This window comes from Hoyosella subflava DQS3-9A1, assembly GCF_000214175.1.
Lineage (GTDB): Bacteria > Actinomycetota > Actinomycetes > Mycobacteriales > Mycobacteriaceae > Hoyosella > Hoyosella subflava.
In genome coordinates this window covers 2,168,531-2,188,421 of sequence record NC_015564.1, presented here as the reverse complement: position 1 = coordinate 2,188,421, position 19,891 = coordinate 2,168,531, and the positions used below count along the sequence as shown (strand labels likewise).

At 62.2% G+C, this 19,891-nt stretch carries 15 protein-coding genes; 7 read left to right on the top strand and 8 right to left on the bottom strand.

Annotated features, from left to right (window positions below; genetic code table 11):
* The 3 genes from egtC to AS9A_RS10190 all read left to right on the top strand — a co-directional run bounded on the left by egtC (position 1) and on the right by AS9A_RS10190 (position 2,428).
* Positions 1–753, top strand: a complete 753-nt coding sequence (egtC, locus tag AS9A_RS10200; protein ID WP_013806906.1) for an ergothioneine biosynthesis protein EgtC — start codon at positions 1–3, stop codon at positions 751–753.
* A 5-nt stretch (positions 754–758) separates the two neighbouring features.
* The gene (gene egtD, locus AS9A_RS10195; protein ID WP_013806905.1) at positions 759–1,760 is read left to right on the top strand and encodes an L-histidine N(alpha)-methyltransferase; all 1,002 of its coding nucleotides are present in this window, start codon (positions 759–761) and stop codon (positions 1,758–1,760) included.
* A 107-nt stretch (positions 1,761–1,867) separates the two neighbouring features.
* Complete coding sequence (locus AS9A_RS10190) at positions 1,868–2,428, top strand: AMIN-like domain-containing (lipo)protein (RefSeq protein ID WP_041451013.1); 561 nt, start codon at positions 1,868–1,870, stop codon at positions 2,426–2,428.
* Here AS9A_RS10190 and AS9A_RS10185 read toward each other — a convergent pair.
* On the bottom strand, positions 2,425–5,991 hold the full coding sequence (locus tag AS9A_RS10185) for a TM0106 family RecB-like putative nuclease (protein WP_237707904.1): 3,567 nt from the start codon (positions 5,989–5,991) through the stop codon (positions 2,425–2,427). The two genes, AS9A_RS10190 and AS9A_RS10185, sit on opposite strands and share 4 nt — an antisense overlap.
* Before the next feature lie 64 nt (positions 5,992–6,055).
* Complete coding sequence (locus tag AS9A_RS10180) at positions 6,056–6,442, bottom strand: hypothetical protein (RefSeq protein WP_013806901.1); 387 nt, start codon at positions 6,440–6,442, stop codon at positions 6,056–6,058.
* Positions 6,443–6,627: 185 nt separating this feature from the next.
* Between AS9A_RS10180 and AS9A_RS10175 the strand changes: the two genes are divergently transcribed.
* The 4 genes from AS9A_RS10175 to AS9A_RS10160 are packed head-to-tail and all read left to right on the top strand — an operon-like array spanning position 6,628 to position 11,506.
* A complete protein-coding gene (locus AS9A_RS10175; protein ID WP_013806900.1) occupies positions 6,628–8,355 on the top strand; it encodes an ABC transporter ATP-binding protein in 1,728 nt (575 codons plus the stop codon).
* Entirely contained in the window at positions 8,352–10,142 is a 1,791-nt protein-coding gene (locus AS9A_RS10170; RefSeq protein WP_013806899.1) for an ABC transporter ATP-binding protein, read from the top strand. The genes AS9A_RS10175 and AS9A_RS10170 overlap by 4 nt, the downstream gene beginning before the upstream one ends.
* 9 nt (positions 10,143–10,151) lie before the next feature.
* On the top strand, positions 10,152–11,183 hold the full coding sequence (locus AS9A_RS22685; protein WP_013806898.1) for an NUDIX hydrolase: 1,032 nt from the start codon (positions 10,152–10,154) through the stop codon (positions 11,181–11,183).
* Complete coding sequence (locus AS9A_RS10160) at positions 11,180–11,506, top strand: tRNA-binding protein (RefSeq protein ID WP_013806897.1); 327 nt, start codon at positions 11,180–11,182, stop codon at positions 11,504–11,506. Before AS9A_RS22685 ends, AS9A_RS10160 begins: the two co-directional genes overlap by 4 nt.
* Positions 11,507–11,508: 2 nt before the next feature.
* Here the strand turns inward: AS9A_RS10160 and AS9A_RS10155 are convergent, their stop codons facing one another.
* The 6 genes from AS9A_RS10155 to AS9A_RS10130 all read right to left on the bottom strand — a co-directional run bounded on the left by AS9A_RS10155 (position 11,509) and on the right by AS9A_RS10130 (position 19,679).
* Positions 11,509–11,955, bottom strand: coding sequence for a hypothetical protein (locus tag AS9A_RS10155; RefSeq protein ID WP_013806896.1), 447 nt, complete (start codon positions 11,953–11,955; stop codon positions 11,509–11,511).
* A 9-nt stretch (positions 11,956–11,964) separates the two neighbouring features.
* On the bottom strand, positions 11,965–12,756 hold the full coding sequence (locus AS9A_RS10150; protein WP_013806895.1) for an SDR family oxidoreductase: 792 nt from the start codon (positions 12,754–12,756) through the stop codon (positions 11,965–11,967).
* A 149-nt stretch (positions 12,757–12,905) separates the two neighbouring features.
* Positions 12,906–13,637, bottom strand: coding sequence for a respiratory nitrate reductase subunit gamma (narI, locus tag AS9A_RS10145; protein WP_013806893.1), 732 nt, complete (start codon positions 13,635–13,637; stop codon positions 12,906–12,908).
* Entirely contained in the window at positions 13,634–14,338 is a 705-nt protein-coding gene (narJ, locus tag AS9A_RS10140; RefSeq protein ID WP_013806892.1) for a nitrate reductase molybdenum cofactor assembly chaperone, read from the bottom strand. Before narJ ends, narI begins: the two co-directional genes overlap by 4 nt.
* Positions 14,335–15,975, bottom strand: a complete 1,641-nt coding sequence (gene narH / locus AS9A_RS10135) for a nitrate reductase subunit beta (RefSeq protein WP_013806891.1) — start codon at positions 15,973–15,975, stop codon at positions 14,335–14,337. The genes narJ and narH overlap by 4 nt, the downstream gene beginning before the upstream one ends.
* Positions 15,975–19,679, bottom strand: coding sequence for a nitrate reductase subunit alpha (locus AS9A_RS10130; protein ID WP_013806890.1), 3,705 nt, complete (start codon positions 19,677–19,679; stop codon positions 15,975–15,977). The genes narH and AS9A_RS10130 overlap by 1 nt, the downstream gene beginning before the upstream one ends.
* Between the last annotated feature and the right edge of the window lie 212 nt (positions 19,680–19,891).

The window sequence follows — 19,891 nt, the reverse complement described above, 5'->3', positions numbered from 1 at the left end:
ATGTGCCGTCACCTCGCCTATCTCGGACCTCAAGTGTCTGTGCGTGACTTACTCACCGAGGGTGAGCACTCGTTGCTCCAACAGTCCTTCCAGCCCCGGGATATGCGGCGCGGCGGCGTCATCAACGCGGACGGCTACGGGGCTGCATGGTGGGACAAGTCAGCCCTGCACAGGTACCGGTCCGTCACGCCAATCTGGGCTGACGCGTCAGGTTGTGAAACGCTCAGCGCTGTCGGCGGAAACGCCATTCTGGCTGCCGTCCGAAGCGCCACAATCGGCATGCCCGTCGTGGAAACTGCGTGCGCCCCGTTTATCTACGGTCCTTGGGCCTTCAGTCATAACGGGTTTGTCGCGGGGTGGCCGGACTCGCTAGCCGAGCCGGCCCGGACTCTCCCAGTCACCGACCTGATGACATTGGAAGCCCCCACCGACTCCGCTGTTCTCTGGGCACTGCTCCGTCACCGGTGCGCAAAGGACGCCAGCACTGGCGAGTGGGCAGCCGCTGTCGCGGAACTCACGAACAGGACTCGCGAGAGCGCGCCCGGCTCCCGATTGAACTTCCTGCTCAGCAATGGCTCGCAGATCATTGCGACCACGTGCGTTCACTCGCTTTCCGTTCTGCTCACTGACGACGTTGTGCTTGTCGCAAGTGAACCCACCACTGATGACAAAGGCTGGCGACACGTCAAAGACGGACAACTCATCGTCGCCGAACCCGGACGCCTCCGCATCACGCCACTAAACCGCCAGTAGGAGCTATGACCAAGCCGCATCGCATCGATATGCACGTCGACCCCATCAACCGGGAGGAGTCGCTGATCTCTGATGTGCAGCAGGGCCTTTCACAGCGGCCGCGCTCGCTGCCACCCAAATGGTTCTATGACGCCGCGGGAAGCGAGCTGTTCGAGGCGATCACCCGACTACCCGAGTACTACCCCACACGTACGGAACGGGCTCTATTGCGTGAGTGCGCTTCCGAGATAGCGTCGCTCACGCACGCGGAGACTCTCGTCGAACTGGGTTCAGGTTCGTCGGAGAAGACACAGCTACTGATCGATGCTCTCCTAGCAGCCGGAACACTCACGACGTACGTGGCCCAGGACGTTTCCGAAAGTGCGCTTCTCGGTGCGATGAACGACATCGCCGATCGCTACCCAACGCTTGATCTGCACGGCGTCGTGAGTGACTTTTCGGCGGGCGATTTCCGGGACGGATTACGTTCCCTGCCGCACTATCCGGACAGCCTGCTCGCCTTCCTTGGCGGCACGATCGGAAACCTGGTACCCGAAGAGCGCGCACATTTCTTTGCTGCAGTGAGGCAGAAACTCAAGCCTGGAGAACATCTGCTCGTCGGTGTGGGCCTCATTGCAGAGGAAACCGACATGATTGCGGCTTACGACGATGCAGAGGGCGTAACGGCCCGTTTTAACAGGAATGTCCTCGACGTGCTTAATCGCGAACTCGGGGCCGACTTTCCGGTTGATAAATTCCGGCACGTCGCTGTCTGGGACCGGGCCAACTCATGGATTGAAATGCGTTTGCGCGCTGTCGAAGCCATGACGGTCGAGGTGAAACGCGCGGAGCTTTCGCTTCACCTCGCTGAAGGTGAAGAGATCCGGACAGAAATATCTGCGAAATTCGATCTCGGGTCCTTTTTGGCTGAACTTGAAGTTGCGGGCTTCTCGCGGGTTACTGACTGGCGCGATCCGATGAACCGTTTTGCGCTCATCCTGGTTAATGCCGTACCGGCCAGTATCTGACGTTTTGGCCACGGGAACATTACGGTCACATAAGGATTGTGTGGCACCCCGTCGCGCGCCTATACCATAAGAGGAGGGTCGGAAACAGCGTTTTTAGGTGGTGTGTGATGAAGAAAACATTCTCGACCCTGGCGGGATCGGTTCTTATAGCCGGTGCACTGGCCGTGGTGCCAGCGTCGACCGCTTCTGCGACACCTTCTCCGTATTGCGGGATCACATGGGGTTCTCTGAACAAGTCGCAGATGCAGATGACGACGGCATCAGTGGTGAATGTCCGCTCAGGGCGGCACGATTGCTTCGATCGGCTCGTAGTTGATATTGCCGGGCCGGTGACGGGTTACTACGCGGAGTACGTAGACACTGTGCGACATGATGGCTCAGGACACCCGGTGCCGCTACGCGGAGGCGCATACCTCCAATTCATCGTTCAGGCGCCCGCGTATGACCGGCATGGCAACCAGACCTATAGACCTGCCAATTATCGTGAGCTGGTCAACGTCAACGGCTACCAGACATTCCGGCAGGTTGCATGGGCTGGATCATTTGAAGGCCAGACGACATTCGGGGTCGGCGTCCGCGCTCGCCTGCCGTTCCGCGTCTTCACCCTCGACGGCCCTGGCGACTATCACAGCCGGGTTGTCATCGATGTCGCACACTACTGGCACTAGCGCGAGAGTTCGCCCGCCTCGCACACGGTAAGAAAAGCTCCGAGTTCTTCGAGCCCGTGCGGGGTGGTCGGCATGAACTCGGTGAGCGTTGGGGACCGCACAATCATCGCGAGCCACTGCCCGCGTGAAATGGCGACGTTAAGCCGATTCCGGTTGAGCAAGAAGCTCATCCCACGGGGCACGTCTTCGATAGCGGACGCGGTCATCGACACAACAGTGACAGCAGCCTGACGGCCCTGGAACTTGTCGACAGTGCCCGCCATCACGCGGTCAAGCCCAGCCATACGCAACTCGGCGAGAATTGTGTTGACTTGAGCGTTATAGGGCGCGACCACGATGACATCGTGCTGCTCGAGCGGACGCTCGGCCGCGCTGGGTTTCGGGCGCCAGGGTGTACCGAGAATCTGCTGGATCTCGGCGCATATCACGCGGGCTTCCTCTCCGGATGCGGTTGAATTGCCCGTATGGGGAACCGTGATGGTCTTCAAGCCGGGCGGTATTCCAGTGAGGAGCCGCGCAGCGGTCACGGACTCTTCACTTGTCAGCCGTCCTTCATAGGATAGGTCCGAGACCACGCGGCAAAGCGCAGGGTGCATGCGGAAGGTGCGCTCAAGGAAATAGCCGAATTCGGAGGGGATAGTGCCGTGGTCCCCTATCAGCCAGCCCAACGCAGACTCGTCGACGGGTTCCGGGTGGGTCCCCTGACTGACCTGCGGAAGCTGTTGCGGATCCCCCAGAAGCATCAGGTTGCGGGCGGCCGCTGATACAGCGATCGTGTTCGCGAGGGAAAACTGGCCAGCCTCATCGATGACGAGAAGGTCCAGCGAACCCGCAGGAACCTGGTTCGGATTGGCAAACGTCCATGCCGTGCCACCGACGACGGCTCCCCCGTCGCAGCCCTCCAGCGCGCCAGCAATAGCGTTGCGCGACCCCAGGGTCGTCCACAGAGATGATCCGAGTCGGTTGTCGGGTTTGAAGACCTGAGATCCCGGCACGTGTGCCTCGACGATGCAGTCCAGCATATTTTCGACCACCGAGTGGGACTGTGCGACCACACCCACTCGCCACCCGTACTTCAGGACAAGCTCCGCAATTACCTTTGACCCCGTGTACGTCTTGCCAGTACCGGGAGGACCTTGTACCGCCAGGTAGGAATGGTCAAGGTCACAAAGCGTCGCGATGATCGCTGCCGCAGTCTCATTCGGACTTGTGGGCGCGACAGGGCCCGCGCCCGACAGCGTGCGCGGAGGTATCCGTCGCAGAACGTCCACCGCGGCTGTCCTCGGTATCTGCGGCCACTGGCCGGCGAAGCTCTCGGCGACGCGCTCGATTGCGTCTTTCAGGGGCTGCGCGGATGGGGGCGGTCCAGGAGTGATTGCGACGGGTGCGTCGCTGTGTGGGTCAGCGCCCTTCGGGCACTTCTCTTCGAGGTAGACACATTCGTCGGAGACCGGCAAGCCGAGCTCATGGCAGCGTGTGCTGCTCAGCAGCTTTGCGGTGGTGAAGCCGCGAGCTCCTGGGACTGGCTGACGCGCACTTTGCGGGCTCGGTGCGTCGTACAGTGCAAACACATCGCCTCCCGCGCGGAGGGTGGCACCGTGTGGTGCTTCACCAGCGATCCGCAGAACGCGGCGCGGCACACGCTGTCTTGGTCCCATTGCCCAATCGCCCACCACGTCACAGCCATCCACAACAAATGCCTCAGACGACTCCGCCAGGTCAGATGCCGAGGCCGTTAGGCGATCGAAATGCCCCCACCAGAAAGGTTTGTCCTCACGCCAGTGGTAGTTCATGGCCGCGGCGAACATCGCGGCTGTCTGTTGCTCCGCCGACCGCCGCATCCGCGGCAGTTCACCCGCGTAATCCAGGAGCTGCACTTCGAGCGGAGACGTGTCGAACTCGCCGTTCGCGTCGTCAGCAGCCTCTACAACGGGGATGGCAAGGGGCACACCCTCTGACTGAGCGCACCGGGCGAGCCAGTTACGCAGGTGCAGTGTCGAATCGCAGTCATACCGGTTGTAATCCTCGATTGAGGCGAGTACCGCAGCCGCTTCCTCTGCTGCCCCTGATTCGGCCAGTCCTGTAAAGCGGGCGTATTCAGCAATCGAGTCGCCCGCGGTGGTGACGTCGCCGCCTCGCAGATGTTCGCCCATGTACAACGGCTCGAGCTTCTTGATGCTGTACGACGACTTGCCAACGCGAACTGCCTTGCGCACCAAGGGATACAGGTCGACGAAGACGTTGGCGCGCAACAAGTCATCGAGTGCGGCTTCGCATATGCCGTGGCGGCCGACGAGGCGACGCAGAGCGGTCTTCTCGTAGGGCGCGTAATGGTAGACATGCATATCCGGAAAACGCGCGCGGCGTTCGGCGACATACTCGAGGAAAGCGTGCAGCGCGCGCTTCTCTTCAGCACGATCGTGTGCCCAAAACGCGCGGAAATCCGTGTGCACGCCGGGGTCGTGGTCGATACGAGCGTCGGGTGCCTCCACGATTCCGAAGAGGTACTCGAGCCCCCAGTCTGTCGAACCGTCCTCAGCCCATAGTGGGTCACCTTCAAAATCGAAGAAAATGTCGCCGGGACTTGGCTGGGGCAGTTCACGCAACGCAGCTGGATTGTGAACAACGTAGTGCGGCTGCCCTGTCCTTTCTTCTTCGACCTGCGCCCCGGCCTGGGAACGCAGCCTGGCAAGCGCGTGCGGTGAAATCCCCGGGACTGTCGTCTCCGGATCTAGCGCGGCGAGCTCGTCGAGCGTCCGCACACCTGCCCATTCAAGCCGGGCACGCTGCACCGTCGTGAGACCCGCGACCAGGATGACGTCGCGGGTGCGCGCGATTTCGTCGGCAGCGAGATCACTGCGCACGTCGGCGCTGTACCGGGGGTCGCCCCACGCTACCGGCGCGTTCTGAGCAAGATGCCCGGTCAGGATCATGTCGAGGCGAGCCCGCCGCTGACGGTACACAGGCAGAACATCCGATAAACGGTGGTCCGTGATGGTCCCGTCCCCGAGAACAAGATGCATTACCGGTGAGACGGCGACACCCGCAGAGATCAACTGATCCGCATAGGCTGCGAGCTGTAAGAGTGCCGGTACACGCGCGTGACGTGAGAGCTTGGTGTCATAGACCGCGTACGCGGAACCACCGGACGTGTCCTCACGTACGAGGAAGTCACAGAAACCCGCGAAACTCCCATCGAAGAACGTGCCCTGATAGATCACCGGCGCATTGTCGTCGATCGCCTCGAACGTCTCCGCTCGTGCCGCGACGAGCCCCTCCTCCGTGAACATAGGGCGGCCGAGGCTGACGACCTTGTCTCCGTGCTGATCGACGAACTTCTCCAACAGTCGCTGCTCATGCGCATCTCCGAGCTCGGCCGTCCTGGCAAACATTGGGTCGTCGATGGCCGCCGCGGCTGGATAGCGGCCAAGCTTCATATCGAGAGTGCGCAGGAAATCGAACTCACTCGCCGCGGCGACCGCAAGATCGGTCGCGCTGTAGACCACCCGGGGGGCGTTCGAGTTGGATGCCTCATGGCCGGCAGCTGCTGGAAGAAGAAACACGCGCCTAGCCTAGGCGGCTCCTCTGACAGTTATCGCATTCGTGGCGGTCTGGAGCGGTGAGGCGTCAGCGCTTGCGCGAACCACTCCGGCCGAGCACGTGAAACGCCGCGAGGCCTAGCACGGCGATGACCGCGAATGCGGAGCTGGGGAGAACTGGACCGAGCATCGCACCGCCGAATGGAGCACTGAAAAGCAGCACAACCGCAAGAATGGCGATGATCAGGCCAGCGAGGATGCCCACACCGCTGAGTTGTGCGACTGAGAGTTGCGGCGGCAGCGGACTGCGCGCGGCTGCAAGGATCTGCGCAAGGGCCCGGGTGGCGCCGTGACGCCGCGGCGGTTCCTCCGCGGACCGTCCACGGTAGCTACGTCGAAAATCCCGCGCGGTCGACGTGTGGACACCGCGACTCACGGGCTTGCGGCGACTGCCGGAATTGTCTGCGCGCGCCATGTGCTCGCAACCTCCTCCGGCATAACGTTCAACTTTAGGTTGATTCTAAGCGCATCCGCAGGACCCCGTAACCGTGTTTCGCGGTTAGCTGCATCACGGTGAATTAGGTTCTTGCGTTAGCGAATTCGGGGTAAATCCCTCAGCCGCGTGCAATTCCTCCACACTTAGGGTTGACTTACCTACTTGTGACCTCCGACCCCGCTGCGCCGCAGACCGGCACCGCGATCCTGCGCCGCACACTGCGGCGTCATCGATCCCGCCTCAGCGGCGCCACCGCCTTGCTATCAACACATCAGGCCGCCGAAACCGCCGTGCCGATCGCAATAGGGCTGATTGTCGATTACGCGATTGCCGTCGGTGACTTGCCGCGTCTCGCTTTCTCCCTCGCGGGACTCGGAGCGCTGTTTGTCGTGCTCTCCTTCGCCTGGCGCTACGGCGCCCAGCTGCTCAATGTGGCCTACCAGCGTGAGTCCCATGCGCTGCGTGTAGAAGCCGCCCGCCACATCCTGAACCCGCGCGGGGTTTCGTCGTCCATGGCGACCGGGGAATACATCACTGTGTCCACGTCAGACGCCGACAACGAAGCCAGCATCCTCGACGCCATACCTCGCGGTATCGCCGCAACCGTCGCAATTGTGTTTACCGCTGCGGTTCTCGTGACGATTCATGTCCCGCTGGGGCTCGCGGTCGTTATTGGCACCCCGGTAATTCTCGCGGTGCTCCACGCCGCGACTCCCCACCTCGTCCGTCGTACGCACGCCCAGCAAGAAACTGTCGCACGGACGTCCGCGATGGCCACCGACCTGCTGAGTGGGCTACGTCCGCTGCGCGGCGTCGGGGGTGAAGCCGCCGCATCCCAGCGGTACCGGAGTGCCAGCCGCCGAGCGCTCGAAGCACGAATAAGTTCGGCGACCGCGCAGGGTGCGTATACGGGCGCAAGCATGACCGCCAGCTCGCTTCTCGCGGTGGCGGTAGCTGCTGCCGCCGGGTGGCTTGCCCTCAGTGGCTCGCTCACCGTGGGCCAGCTCATCATTGTTGCGGGGTTAGCCCAATTCCTGCTCGAGCCGTTGTCGACCCTTGCCTCCGTTCCCGGACTGATCGCCCGCGCCCGCGGCTCCGCTGACCGTTTAGCACTGGTCCTGTCTGCACCCCCACTCCTCCCCGCGGGTGAGAGGGCTGCCCTTACACCGGGCGCCTTGACAGTCGGGGAAGTAAAATTCCGCTCCCTGCGGTCAGTCTCACTGACTGTCGCACCAGGCGAATTCGTCGTACTCTTCGCGTACGATCCGGCTGACGGTGAAGCACTCGCTAGCGTCCTCTCGGGACAGATGGCTCCCAGTGAGTACCGTGGCACCGTTTGGATTAACGGCGTACCTATCGCGACTGCAGAAACGAATGCCGCCCGCGCAGTCTTACTGAGCGAACCCCACCACACCGACCTCTTCGCGGGAAGCCTGCGCGACAACATCACTCTTGGAAGGCACAGCACGAACGCCACGAACGACGTCGTCTTGCGAGAAGCGTTGCACGCATCAGCCGCCGACGATGTGGCCGAACTTCACCGCGACGGACTCGACCACATTATCGGTGAGCGCGGTGGCACGCTCTCGGGCGGCCAGCGACAGCGCCTCGCGCTCGCCCGGGCCCTTTATGTGCGTCCCCCGATTCTCGTTCTGCACGATGCGACCACCGCCGTAGACGCTGTGACGGACCAGGAAATCGCGCAAGGCGTGAAAGCAGCGCGCTCGTTCACGGGACAACGGCTTACCACCCTCGTGATCACGACGAGTCCGGCATTCTTGTCCGTCGCGGACCGCGTGATCGTCATCAAAGACGGGACGGTAACCAGTGAGGGATCCCACGCCGTGCTCATCACGAACGATCCTGCCTACCGGAAGGCAGTGGCACGATGACCCAACAGCTACTTCCGATCGCGCGCACCGCGGCCACGGCGCGATGGCTGCTGCGCGAAGTGCTGCTGCGCTGGCGCCACAGCCTTCTCACATTGGTGGTTTCGACTCTGGCGGCAGCCGCGGCAATCGTCCCCATCTGGGTGCTCGGAATCCTCGTCGACAGAGTGCGCGACGGCGCCCCCGCCAGCGGAATCGGTGGGCTAGTCGCAGTGATGGTCGCGGCCGCGCTCGCCGCGGGTGTGCTCAGTGGGATCGGTTACCGGCTCATCGCATCGCTGGGCGAAACAGTGCTCGCTGATCTTCGTGAGGGATTTGTCGACCGGGCGCTGCGCCTGCCGCTGCACCAGGTTGAGGCTGCGGGCCGCGGCGACCTGCTGGCACGCGCGGGTGACGACGTCGCCGTAATTAGCCGTGCTGTGTCTAACGTTATCCCCACCCTCATGACGGCGATGCTTACCACCGTGCTGAGCATCGCCGCTATGGTCGGCCTCGACTGGCGCCTCGGTCTTGCAGGTCTCGCTGCACTGCCGATGTATGTGCTCGCGCTACGTTTCTATCTCCCACGTTCCGGGCCGCTGTACGCGGAGGAGCGCGTAGCAATGGGTGAACGCACGCAGGCACTCGTCAGCAGTATCGATGCGGCCAAGACCATCCGCGCCTATCGGTACGAGGAACCTCGCCTTGCTCTGATCGACACTGCTTCCGCCCGGGCACGCGACATAGGGATCACCGTGTTCCGACTCGTCACCCGATTTGCAGCGCGTGGCAACAGAGCCGAATTCGTCGGGCTCGCTTCAGTTCTCGCGGTCGGTTTCGCGCTGGTCAGCAACGATACAGTGACCGTTGGACAGACCACGGCGGCCGCACTGCTGTTCCACCGCTTGTTCAACCCGATCGGCATACTGCTGTGGACGTTCGACGACATCCAGTCAGCTGGGGCAAGCCTCGCTCGCCTCGTCGGGGTTGTTCAGATACCCGCCATAGGGACCCGTTCGCGAAAAATCACGCCACCGGAGCCCACTGATGCGAGCCTGGAACTGCGGAGTATCGAGCACACGTACGACGGGGAAAGCTTCGTTTTGCGCGGAGTCAATCTGCACATCAGTCCTGGTGAGCGCGTCGCTATCGTCGGTGCGACAGGTGCGGGAAAATCGACTCTGGCTGCGATCGCAACAGGCACTCTGGCGCCGACGTGCGGTGACATCCGCGTTGGTGGTGTCGTTTTGAGCGACCTGGGCGGCCAACTGCGCGGCCATATCGCCATCGTCACGCAAGATGTCCATGTCTTCGCCGGTTCCCTGGCCGACGATGTCCAGCTCGCTGCGCCGGAGGCTTCCGACAGCGAGATCCGCGCCGCGCTCTCCGCTGTCGGTGCACTCGCGTGGGCTGATGCGCTGCCTGACGGTCTCGGAACGCGGGTCGGTGAGGGCGGCCATCCACTGACGGCGGCGCAGGCGCAGCAACTCGCCCTCGCGCGCGTCCTGCTCGCGGATCCCGCGATCGTGGTCCTCGATGAGGCGACAGCGGAAGCGGGAAGTGCAGGGGCACGCGACCTCGAGCAATCCGCGCTCGCAGTAACAGCGGGGCGCACAAGCCTCGTTATCGCGCATCGGCTCACACAGGCAATGACCGCGGACCGCGTCGTGGTGCTCGAACACGGCATGATCACCGATGAAGGGCCACACGCCGAACTCGTGGCACGTGGCGGCCACTACTCCGCGTTGTGGCACGCATGGTCTGGGCAGGCAACCGGAACGCCTCAGCATCGCCCTCAGGTTTCCCGATAGGGTGCATATGTGGGAAAACGCCCGACCGAGAACAGCGAAGCTGCCAGAACGCCCGTCCTCACCGATGGCGTCGTCACGCTGAGGCCGTGGAATGACGCGGACATCCCAGCTGCTGAACGGGGTCATGATGAGGAAATCCGCCGCTGGACGGATGCACAATCGGCGAACACCCTGACCGACGCGGTCAAGCGTGGGCGCGAGGAACCTGATCCGGAGCGCGGCGTCAGCCTCGTCATCGAACACGACGGAATAGCCGTCGGCTATGTCGAGGTTCGCCGTACCGCCGATGACACGGGCGAACTCTACTGGGTTCTGTTCGCAGGCCAGCGGGGCCGGGGGCTCGCCACTCGGGCGCTAGCCCTGCTCGCCGAATTTGCCTTCGAGGAACTTGGGTTCGCACGGATCGAAGCCCATGTCGATGTGGAAAATCTTCGTTCCATACGCCTCGCAACGCGCGCCGGGCTGCGCCGTGAAGGCCTGCTCAGGAAAGGGCGGCGCCAGGGTGAGGAGCGCCGAGACACTGTGGTGCTCGCCCGCCTTGCCGACGACCCTCCACTACGTGACCCTGGCGGATTTCGCGAGATACTCAATGCTTTTCTGCCCCGAAAGCGCGCGATTTCGCAGATGCTTATCCGCGATGATGCTGATCGCGTGCTTCTCTGCGAACTTACGTATAAGCGGGACTGGGACCTTCCAGGCGGGGTCGTGGAGGTCGGAGAGTCCCCATTTCTCGCCGTCAGTCGCGAACTACAAGAGGAATTAGGCATCGATGTACCTGCCGGACGGCTGCTGCTGACGGACTGGCTGCCGCCGTGGGGTGGCTGGGACGACGCGGTGTGCCTGGTTTTCGACGGCGGCGCTCATCCGTCCTCATTGCTGGACACGATGGTGGCCGATGCGAAGGAGGTGCGCACCGCTGAGTTCTGCACGCTTGATGAAGTGCGCGCCCGTTGCACCGACTTCACTGCTCGCCGGATCGAATCGGCTCTCCACTCGCTGGAAGGCGGTGGACCGCAATACACCGAATCAGGACGCACATGACACTCGATCAACTCGGCACCATCGAACTCCGTGTCGGAACAATCCTGACAGTCGAGAAGAACCTGAAAGCCAGGAAGCCGGCCTACATCCTGACAGTCGACCTTGGCCCCCTCGGGCAGAAGACCTCAAGCGCGCAGATCACCGACCGGTACGAGCCCGATGACCTAGTAGGCCGACAGGTTGTATGCGTATGCAACCTGGAGCCGAAACGTGTCGCGGGAGTGAAGTCGGAGGTCCTCACCGTCGGTGTGTACACCGCTGACAACACCGTCACGCTGGTCTCAGTGGACCATCCCGTCGCTAACGGAGCCCCGCTGGCGTGAGTTCAGCTCTGCGGGCCTGCCTCGTGTCCGGGGCGCCCCGGAGTGCGGCGCTGCTCTTTCATCTCAGCCTCGTGAATATGGCGGACACCGCCGGCCAGTTTTTCCCGGGCCTCTCGCTCCACCGCACGGAACGTAGACCAATATCCGTCGTCGAACTCCTCGACGACCTGGAACGTCCACCGGCCAGAAAGCACATTCAGTCCGATGACGGTGTCTTCGATCCGCTGCGCGAGTTCGGTGTGGCCCGCGTCCCTCAGTTGTTCTACGGCCTCGGAGAGCTTAGCGTCGCCACCACCAATCAGCTGATGGAACGAGTACAGGTGCCCCCGTGCTCGTTCCACCATTTCCAGGGCCTCCGACATGAGGCCGAGCGCGGCCACAGTGGTGTCGTCGACACCGTCAGGCCGCCGGTGGTCGGATGGGCGCGCGATCGGAAAGTCGTCAGTCACGTGTCAACTCTACTTTCGTGCGATGCGTCTGTTCACGGCGCGCAGTAGGCGCAATGGCGTGACCTGTGCGCTGTTGAACATCAGCGCGGCCTGAGTTCCCACCGGAATATGGGTTGGGCGCGGAATAGGGTGCCGCGCGGGACGAGTGGTCTGGAAAATTTTGTCCGCCACATCACGAGCGGTGAGGTGAACCCCCAGCGAAGTCATCGATCCAGTACGTTCCGTCGCGATCATCGAGGTGTCCACAAACAGCGGCCAGAGCGCGAATACTCGTATGTCCTCGGAGCGCCACTCGATGTCCAGAGCTTCAGTCAGCCCTCGCACCGCGAACTTGGAGGCGGAATACGCGGCGAGTTCGGCCTGCCCGTAGATCGCGGACGCCGAGCACATATTCACGACCTGGGCACCGGGCGTAGCTTTGAGGTAGGGATAGGCCGCGTAACACCCGTTCATCACACCGTCCACGTTCACGCGCATAACGCGCTGCTGCGCATCGAGCGGCAGATCGACGAAATTGCCGGCCCGGAGGAGTCCGGCGTTGTTGACGAGAATGTCTAAGCGTCCGCTCGTCCGTTTCATGAAGTCATCGAGCACGCCCGACCACGCGTCTGCATTTGTCACGTCGAGCGCGGCCCTGGTCACGCTCCCCTTGGGCGCCTCGGTTTGCAGCGACCGGAGGCCGGCCTCGTCTACGTCGGTGGCGCACACCAGATAGCCCTCTGACGCGAATCGCAATGCTGTCGCGCGGCCAATGCCCGACGCGGCACCCGTAATGAAGACACTTCCCTGTGTAAACGCCATCGAGGCCCTCTCCCTCAACGAACCAGCCAGTCACCCCTCACCTAGGAACGCTACCTGCCCTCAAGACAAGAACTTCGCGGGGTGATGTATCAGTTTCGACACGCAAACCGGATACATCACCCCGCGAAGCTGGCGGGCGGGCAGCCGCGTCAGTGACGGCTGTTCGCGGTCTCCCACGCCCTGTCATAGGGGCTCGAGCCACGCTTCGCGACGTCCTTACTCCGGTAGACGACGTAGGGACGGAACAGATACCCCAGCGGGGCACTGAACACGTGCACTAGCCGCGTGTACGGCCAGATCGTGAACAGCACGAGCGCCGCTATCGCGTGCAACTGGAAGCTAACCGGGATGCCGATCATCAGGTCCGGGTCGGGACTCAGCATGAAGACACTGCGGAACCACGGGGATACTGTTTCGCGGTAGTCGTACCCACCAGCGACGATGTTCTCCCAGACGGTGTTCACCATCCCGGTCAGCACCGTGAAGATGAACACCGCGTACATGAAAATGTCGCCTTTGGTGGTTGCTTTCCGTACCGCCGACACGGTGATTCGCCGGTACAGCAGAATAACCAGGCCAGTGATCACGGCAATTCCAGCGAGGGTTCCGGGAATCACGGCCAAATAGTGATAAGCGTGGTCAGAAATACCGAGGGCCTGTGTCCACGATTTTGGGACTGCAAGCCCTCCGACATGCCCCGCGATCACTGCGAGCAACCCGAAGTGGAAGAGCGGGCTGCCGATTTGTAGCAGGCGGCTCTCGTACATTTGCGACGAACGAGTGGTCCAGCCGAACTGGTCGTGCCGGTACCGCCACACGTGGCCAAGCGCAAAAGAAGTGAGCGCAACGTACGGCAGAATCAGCCACAGGAAAGTATTCACTGGTGCCCTCCCGAGGCGCCGGGGAACGAGGGCGTCGGGAGAAGTTCCGGCGCCGTGACAGTGGGGTCTATCGAGTAAGGGTCGAGTCCCACCTCTTCTTCGGGCGGGCCTTCAGCGGCGAGCACACGGATTTCGGCGCGGTCGGTCGTCGTGAGCGGGCGCAACGTGTCGCATAGCGCATCGACGACTGCGGCATAAGGGGATTCGCTGTCGTGCAGCGAGAGCCGCAATAGTTCGAGGACGGCACGATGGCGTGCCAGGATCCGGCCCCCAGCACGCGCGTCGATCGTCGATGCGAACTCCAGGACCGCGGGCAGATAGTCCGGGAGCTCCTGCTCATCCATCTCGGCACCAGCCGACCTGTAGGCCTGCTTCATCATCAGCAGCGCACCGCCACGCTTCCGCGTATCACCGTAGGCGTAGTAGGTAAGGTGCAAACTCGACCGGCGGCGCATATCGAACGTTTCCACGTAATGCCCCGCCAGGGTGATCTGGTCGGTGTTCTGCGCATAATCCAGAAATGACTTCAGATGCGCCCGTGCGGGTCCGGGTACGCGCGCCACCGCCGCGACCAGATCTGGGAGCATCACGAGGGTCCGGGGGTGCGGATAGTCGAGGAGCAATGCGCACAGCCTCCACACGAGCCGCATGTCGCGTTCGGTGTAGTCGTCGCGTTTGCGGCGCCCGCGAATGATGCTCACGACACGCTCTCCGGGTGTTTCTCCGCCGGCTCCTTCGGAACGCCTTCGGGCACGATTCCGCTGGTGGACTTACCATCCCAGTTCAGCAAATTCACCCGTCCCGTTTTGTCCTCTGGGGCTGCGCCATTGGTGTCATCGAGAAGGTGGAACTTCTCCGCCATGACATCAAACGCCGTCATGCCGGGGCCGCCATCATTGTCGAGACTGCAGGACGTCGCGATCGCTTCGAGACGGTGCGCATCCGACGTCGCGCCGGTGGGGATCACATAGCGGTCCTCGTACTTCGCAAGCGCAAGCAGCCGGTACATCGCCTCGATCTCGTAAGTTGTCAGCCGGACCGACGCGGCGATCGACGGATCGACCTCTTCCTGCAAGTTGACCTGACGCATGTGGGCGCGCATCGCAGCGAGGCGCTGCAATGCGGCACGCACAGGTCCGACATCGCCGGCTGTGAAAAGCTCCGCGAGGTATTCGATTGGGATTCGCAGGGCGTCAATCGCCCCGAATAAGTTGTCGCCGTTCTCGCCGTCACCGCCGGATTCGGTCACAGCGTCGACAACCGGGGACAGCGGCGGGACGTACCAGACCATCGGCATCGTTCGATACTCGGGATGGAGGGGCAGCGCGATCTGGTACTCGGCGATCATCTTGTATACCGGCGAGTTCTGGGCCGCTTCGATCCAGTCGTGCGAGATGCCGGCTTTTTCGCACGCGTCGACAACGCGTGGGTCGTGCGGGTTGAGGAACACGTTCAACTGGGCGGGGTACAGGTCCTTGTCATCAGGCACCTGAGTCGCCTGGGTGACAGCGTCCGCGTCATACAGCATCACGCCGATATACCGCAGGCGACCAACACAGGTCTCCGAGCAGATAGTCGGGATCCCCACCTCAACACGCGGATAGCAGAAGGTGCACTTCTCGGCTTTGCCGGTCTTGTGGTTGAAGTAGATCTTCTTGTAAGGACAGCCCGTCACGCACTGGCGCCAGCCTCGGCACTTGTCCTGGTCAACGAGAACAATCCCATCCTCGGTGCGCTTGTAGATGGCACCCGACGGGCACGACGCAGCGCACGAGGGATTGAGGCAGTGCTCGCAGATACGCGGCAGATAAAACATGAAGGTCTGCTCGAACTCGAGTTTGATCTTCTCGTTCACCCGCTGGAGAATCGGGTCCTGTCCCACTTGCTCCGATCCGCCACCGAGATCGTCGTCCCAGTTGGCGCCCCAAGTCACCTTTGTGTCTTCACCGGTGATCGCCGACTTCGGCCGCGCCACCGGCGTCGTATCCATCGGCCCTGCACCAAGAATGGTGCTGTAATCGTAGGTCCACGGTTCGTAATAGTCCGCGACAGTCGGAAGGTCTGGATTCGCGAAGATGTTGCCGAGCCGCTTCAGGCGTGACCCCGACTTCAGGGTGACCTTCCCGCGTTTGGTGCGGGTCCATCCGCCCTTCCACCGCTCCTGATCCTGATACTGGCGCGGGTACCCTTGGCCAGGGCGGGTTTCGACGTTGTTGAACCATGCGTACTCGACACCAGGACGATTCGTCCACGCTTGCTTACAAGTGACCGAGCAGGTGTGACAGCCGATGCATTTGTCCAGGTTCATCACCATGGCGATCTGAGCCATTGGTTTCATCAGTACTCAACCTCCTGCGCGCGACGACGGATCGTGGTGACTTCGTCGCGCTGATTGCCGGTCGGTCCGTGGTAGTTGATCGCGAATGACTGCTGTGCGTAGCCACCGATCATGTGCGTCGGTTTGATCATCACGCGTGTTAGCGCGTTGTGGATGCCGCCGCGTTTCCCGGTTCGTTCGATACGAGGCACATCGACCGCGCGGTCCTGGGCGTGATACATGAAGACTGTGCCTTCAGGCATGCGGTGGCTGACGATTGCGCGTGCGACTACGACGCCATTCCGGTTGACCGCTTCAATCCAGTCGTTGTCCTTCACACCGATCTTGTTCGCGTCGACCTCTGACATCCAGATTGACTGACCGCCCCGTGACAGCGTGAGCATGTGCAGGTTGTCCTGGTAGGCAGAGTGAATGGACCATTTGGAGTGCGGTGTCAGGTAGCGCACGGTGATGCCTGCGGTGCCTTCCTGGTTCCCGACATCCCCGACGCGTGGCTCGCTGAACAGCGCGGTCATGTCCAGCGGGGGGCGGAAGATGGGCAGCTGCTCCCCCAGTTCAGCCATCCACTCGTGGTCGAGGTAGAAGTGCTGACGGCCGGTCAGAGTGTGCCACGGCTTGAGCCGCTCAGTGTTGATGGTGAATGGCGAGTACCGCCGCCCGCCTGACTCCGAACCCGACCACTCCGGGGAAGTGATAACTGGCACTGGCCGGGATTGAGTGTCTGCGAACGTGATCCGCTTTCCTTCGTGCTCCGCGGCAAGGTCAGCCAGCTTCGTTCCGGTGCGGGTTTCGAGGCTCAGGAAACCTTCGGTGGCGAGACGGCCGTTGGTGGTTCCAGAGAGCGCAAGTACGGCCTCGGCAGCGTGGGTGTCCTTCTTGAGCGACGGCCGCCCCGCCGCGGGTCCAGTCGGGATGACGCCGTTCATCTCCTTGAGGTATTCCACCTCTTCGGCCGGGTAGGTCGTGACACCTTTGACGGTCAGGCCTATCTGCTCGACAAGCGGTCCGAGCGCTGACATCTTGTCCGCCAGTGCCGGGTAGTCTCGCTCTACGACAGTGAGTTTTGGCATGGTCTTACCCGGGATGGGTTCGCACTCGCCTTTCTTCCAGTCCCGGACTTTGCCTCCCGGCTGGGCGGTCGCATCCGCTGTGTCGTGCATCAGCGGCGTGGCGACGACGTCCTTGCGAACACCGAGGTGTTTCTCGGCAAGCCAGCCGAATCCCCGGGCGATGCGGTGAAACGCCTCAAAGTCCGTCTTCGATTCCCACGGCGGACTGATGGCCGGCGAGAAAGCATGCACGAACGGGTGCATGTCGGTGCTCGACAGATCGTGCTTCTCGTACCACGTTGCTGCGGGAAGAACGATGTCGGAGAACAGAGTTGTCGAGGTCATCCGGAAGTCCAGCGACAACAACAAGTCGAGCTTGCCTGCGGGTGCTTCGTCACGCCACTTGACGTCCTCGGGCCGGATGCCCTCCGCATCAGTCGTGCGCAAGTTCGTGTCGGCGCCGAGGAGGTGTTTGAGGAAGTATTCGTTGCCTTTCGCTGATGAGCCGAGCAGGTTCGACCGCCACACAGTCAGCACTCTGGGGAAGTTCTCTGGGGCGTCCGGGTCTTCGCATGCGAATTGCAGGTGCCCCGATTTCAGTCCGTCGACCACGTGGCTGACAGGGTCCTTGCCGAGACGTTCCGCTTCGTCCGCGAGGTCGAGTGGGTTGCGGTTGAACGTGGGATACGACGGCATCCAGCCGAGCCGCGTCGCCAGGGCGATGTTGTCGGCGGCGGTCCGGCCCCGGAAAGCGCCCTTGGCCAGCGGCGACGCCACGACCTCGGACGTGAAAGGGTCATAGCGCCACTGATCCGTCGCGAGGTACCAGAAAATGGTGCCCTGCATCTGGCGCGGTGGGCGTGCCCAGTCGAGACCGAATGCGAGGGTGCCCCATCCAGTGAGAGGCCGGCACTTCTCCTGTCCGACGTAATGTGCCCAGCCACCGCCGTTTACGCCCTGGCAGCCAGTCAACAAGGTGAGAGCCAGGAAGGAACGGTAGATCTGGTCTGAATGGAACCAGTGGTTCGTGCCCGCTCCCATGAGAATCATCGAACGGCCACCGGAGCGGTCGGCATTGTCGGCGAACTCTCGTGCCACCTTGATGGCTGATGCGGCTTTGACTCCGGTGATTCCTTCTTGCCACGCGGGTGTGTACGGCTGGGAAGGATCATCGAACCCCTTGGGCCAGGAGCCCGGCAAGCCGTCCCTGTGCACCCCGTACTGGGCCAGCATCAAGTCGTACACGGTGGTGACGCGCTTGCCTGCAACTGTCCGCACCGGGACGCCACGAGTGAGCACTTCAGGCGTTGTGGTGTCGAATCGGGGCAGTCTCACCTTTGCGGTCTCGGCTGATCCGTGCAGCGTCAGTGCCGGAATCACGTCGCCGAGATCAAGGTTCCATTTCCCTTTTCCGGACGCGGTGAATCGGTGGCCGAGTGAACCACCCGGCACCACTGCCTCACCCGTCTCCGAGTTCAGCAGTACCGTCTTGAACTCCGCGCCTTCCGAGTTCGATCCGAGATCCGCGGCGGTGAGGAACTTTCCCGGAACAAAGGACTGACCTGTGGTGTCGTCCTCCAACGTGACGAGATAGGGCAGATCCGTGTATTTGCGAACGTAATCAAGGAAGCGTGGTGTCGTCTTGTCGACGAAGAATTCTTTCAGAATGACGTGTCCCATGGACATCGCCAGCGCGCCATCGGTTCCTGGGCGGGCGGGCAGCCACTCGTCGGCGAACTTAGTGTTGTCCGCATAGTCCGGAGAGACGACGATGACTTTTTGACCCCGGTAGCGCGCTTCGGTCATATAGTGGGCGTCCGGTGTGCGGGTAACCGGCACGTTTGAGCCCCACATGATGAGGTAGCCGGCGTCGAACCAGTCAGCTGATTCGGGTACGTCCGTCTGGTCACCGAACACCTGTGGTGAGGCTTCCGGCAAGTCCGCGTACCAGTCGTAGAACGACAGCATCGTTCCGCCGAGCATCGAGATGAAACGCGCACCAATTGCGTGGGACACCATCGACATCGCCGGGATGGGTGAGAAACCAGCGACACGGTCCGGACCATACTTCTTGATGGTGTGAACGTGCGCGGCCGCGATCATCTCCGCCGCTTCCCACCACTCGGCGCGGACGAACCCGCCTTTGCCGCGTGCACTCTTGTAGCGTCGCGACTGTTCTGGGTCCTCGACAACGTCAGCCCACGCCAGCACTGGGTCTTTCAATCGCTCCTTGGCAGCACGGTACAGCTCGAGGAGCGTTCCGCGAACGTACGGGTACCTCACTCTGGCCGGCGAATACGTATACCACGAGAAAGACGCACCGCGCGGACATCCGCGGGGCTCATACTCAGGTTTGTCCGGGCCGATAGACGGATAATCCGTTTGTTGCGCTTCCCAGGTAATAATTCCGTCTTTGACGTAAATCTTCCACGAGCACGATCCCGTGCAGTTAACGCCATGCGTGGACCGCACAACTTTGTCGTACGACATTCGGTCGCGATAGAACGCGTCTGCCTGGCGTCCACCAGACTTGTGAATCGCCCGTAAGTCGTCGGAAGCGTCACCTCGCTGAAAATGACGTCCGAGCCTTAAGAGCGATTCCGCTACATCTGGGCTGCCGGTTGAACTGGCACGCTGGTCGGCGAGGTCGGTCACAACTGTCCTCTCGAGGGAGCACCTGATGTCGAATCGGTTAACTCCGGCATCTGGCGCAAACTGCGATGGGCTGAGCAGGTTTGAACGACTGTATATACCGCGTGACCTGCGGTTCAACGCCGACGATGTATCGCACGCCAAGGCCCTTCACCCGGTGCGACACCCGCAATGTCGTAGTTACATTAAATGTGACGAAAGCGACAGGCGCCGCG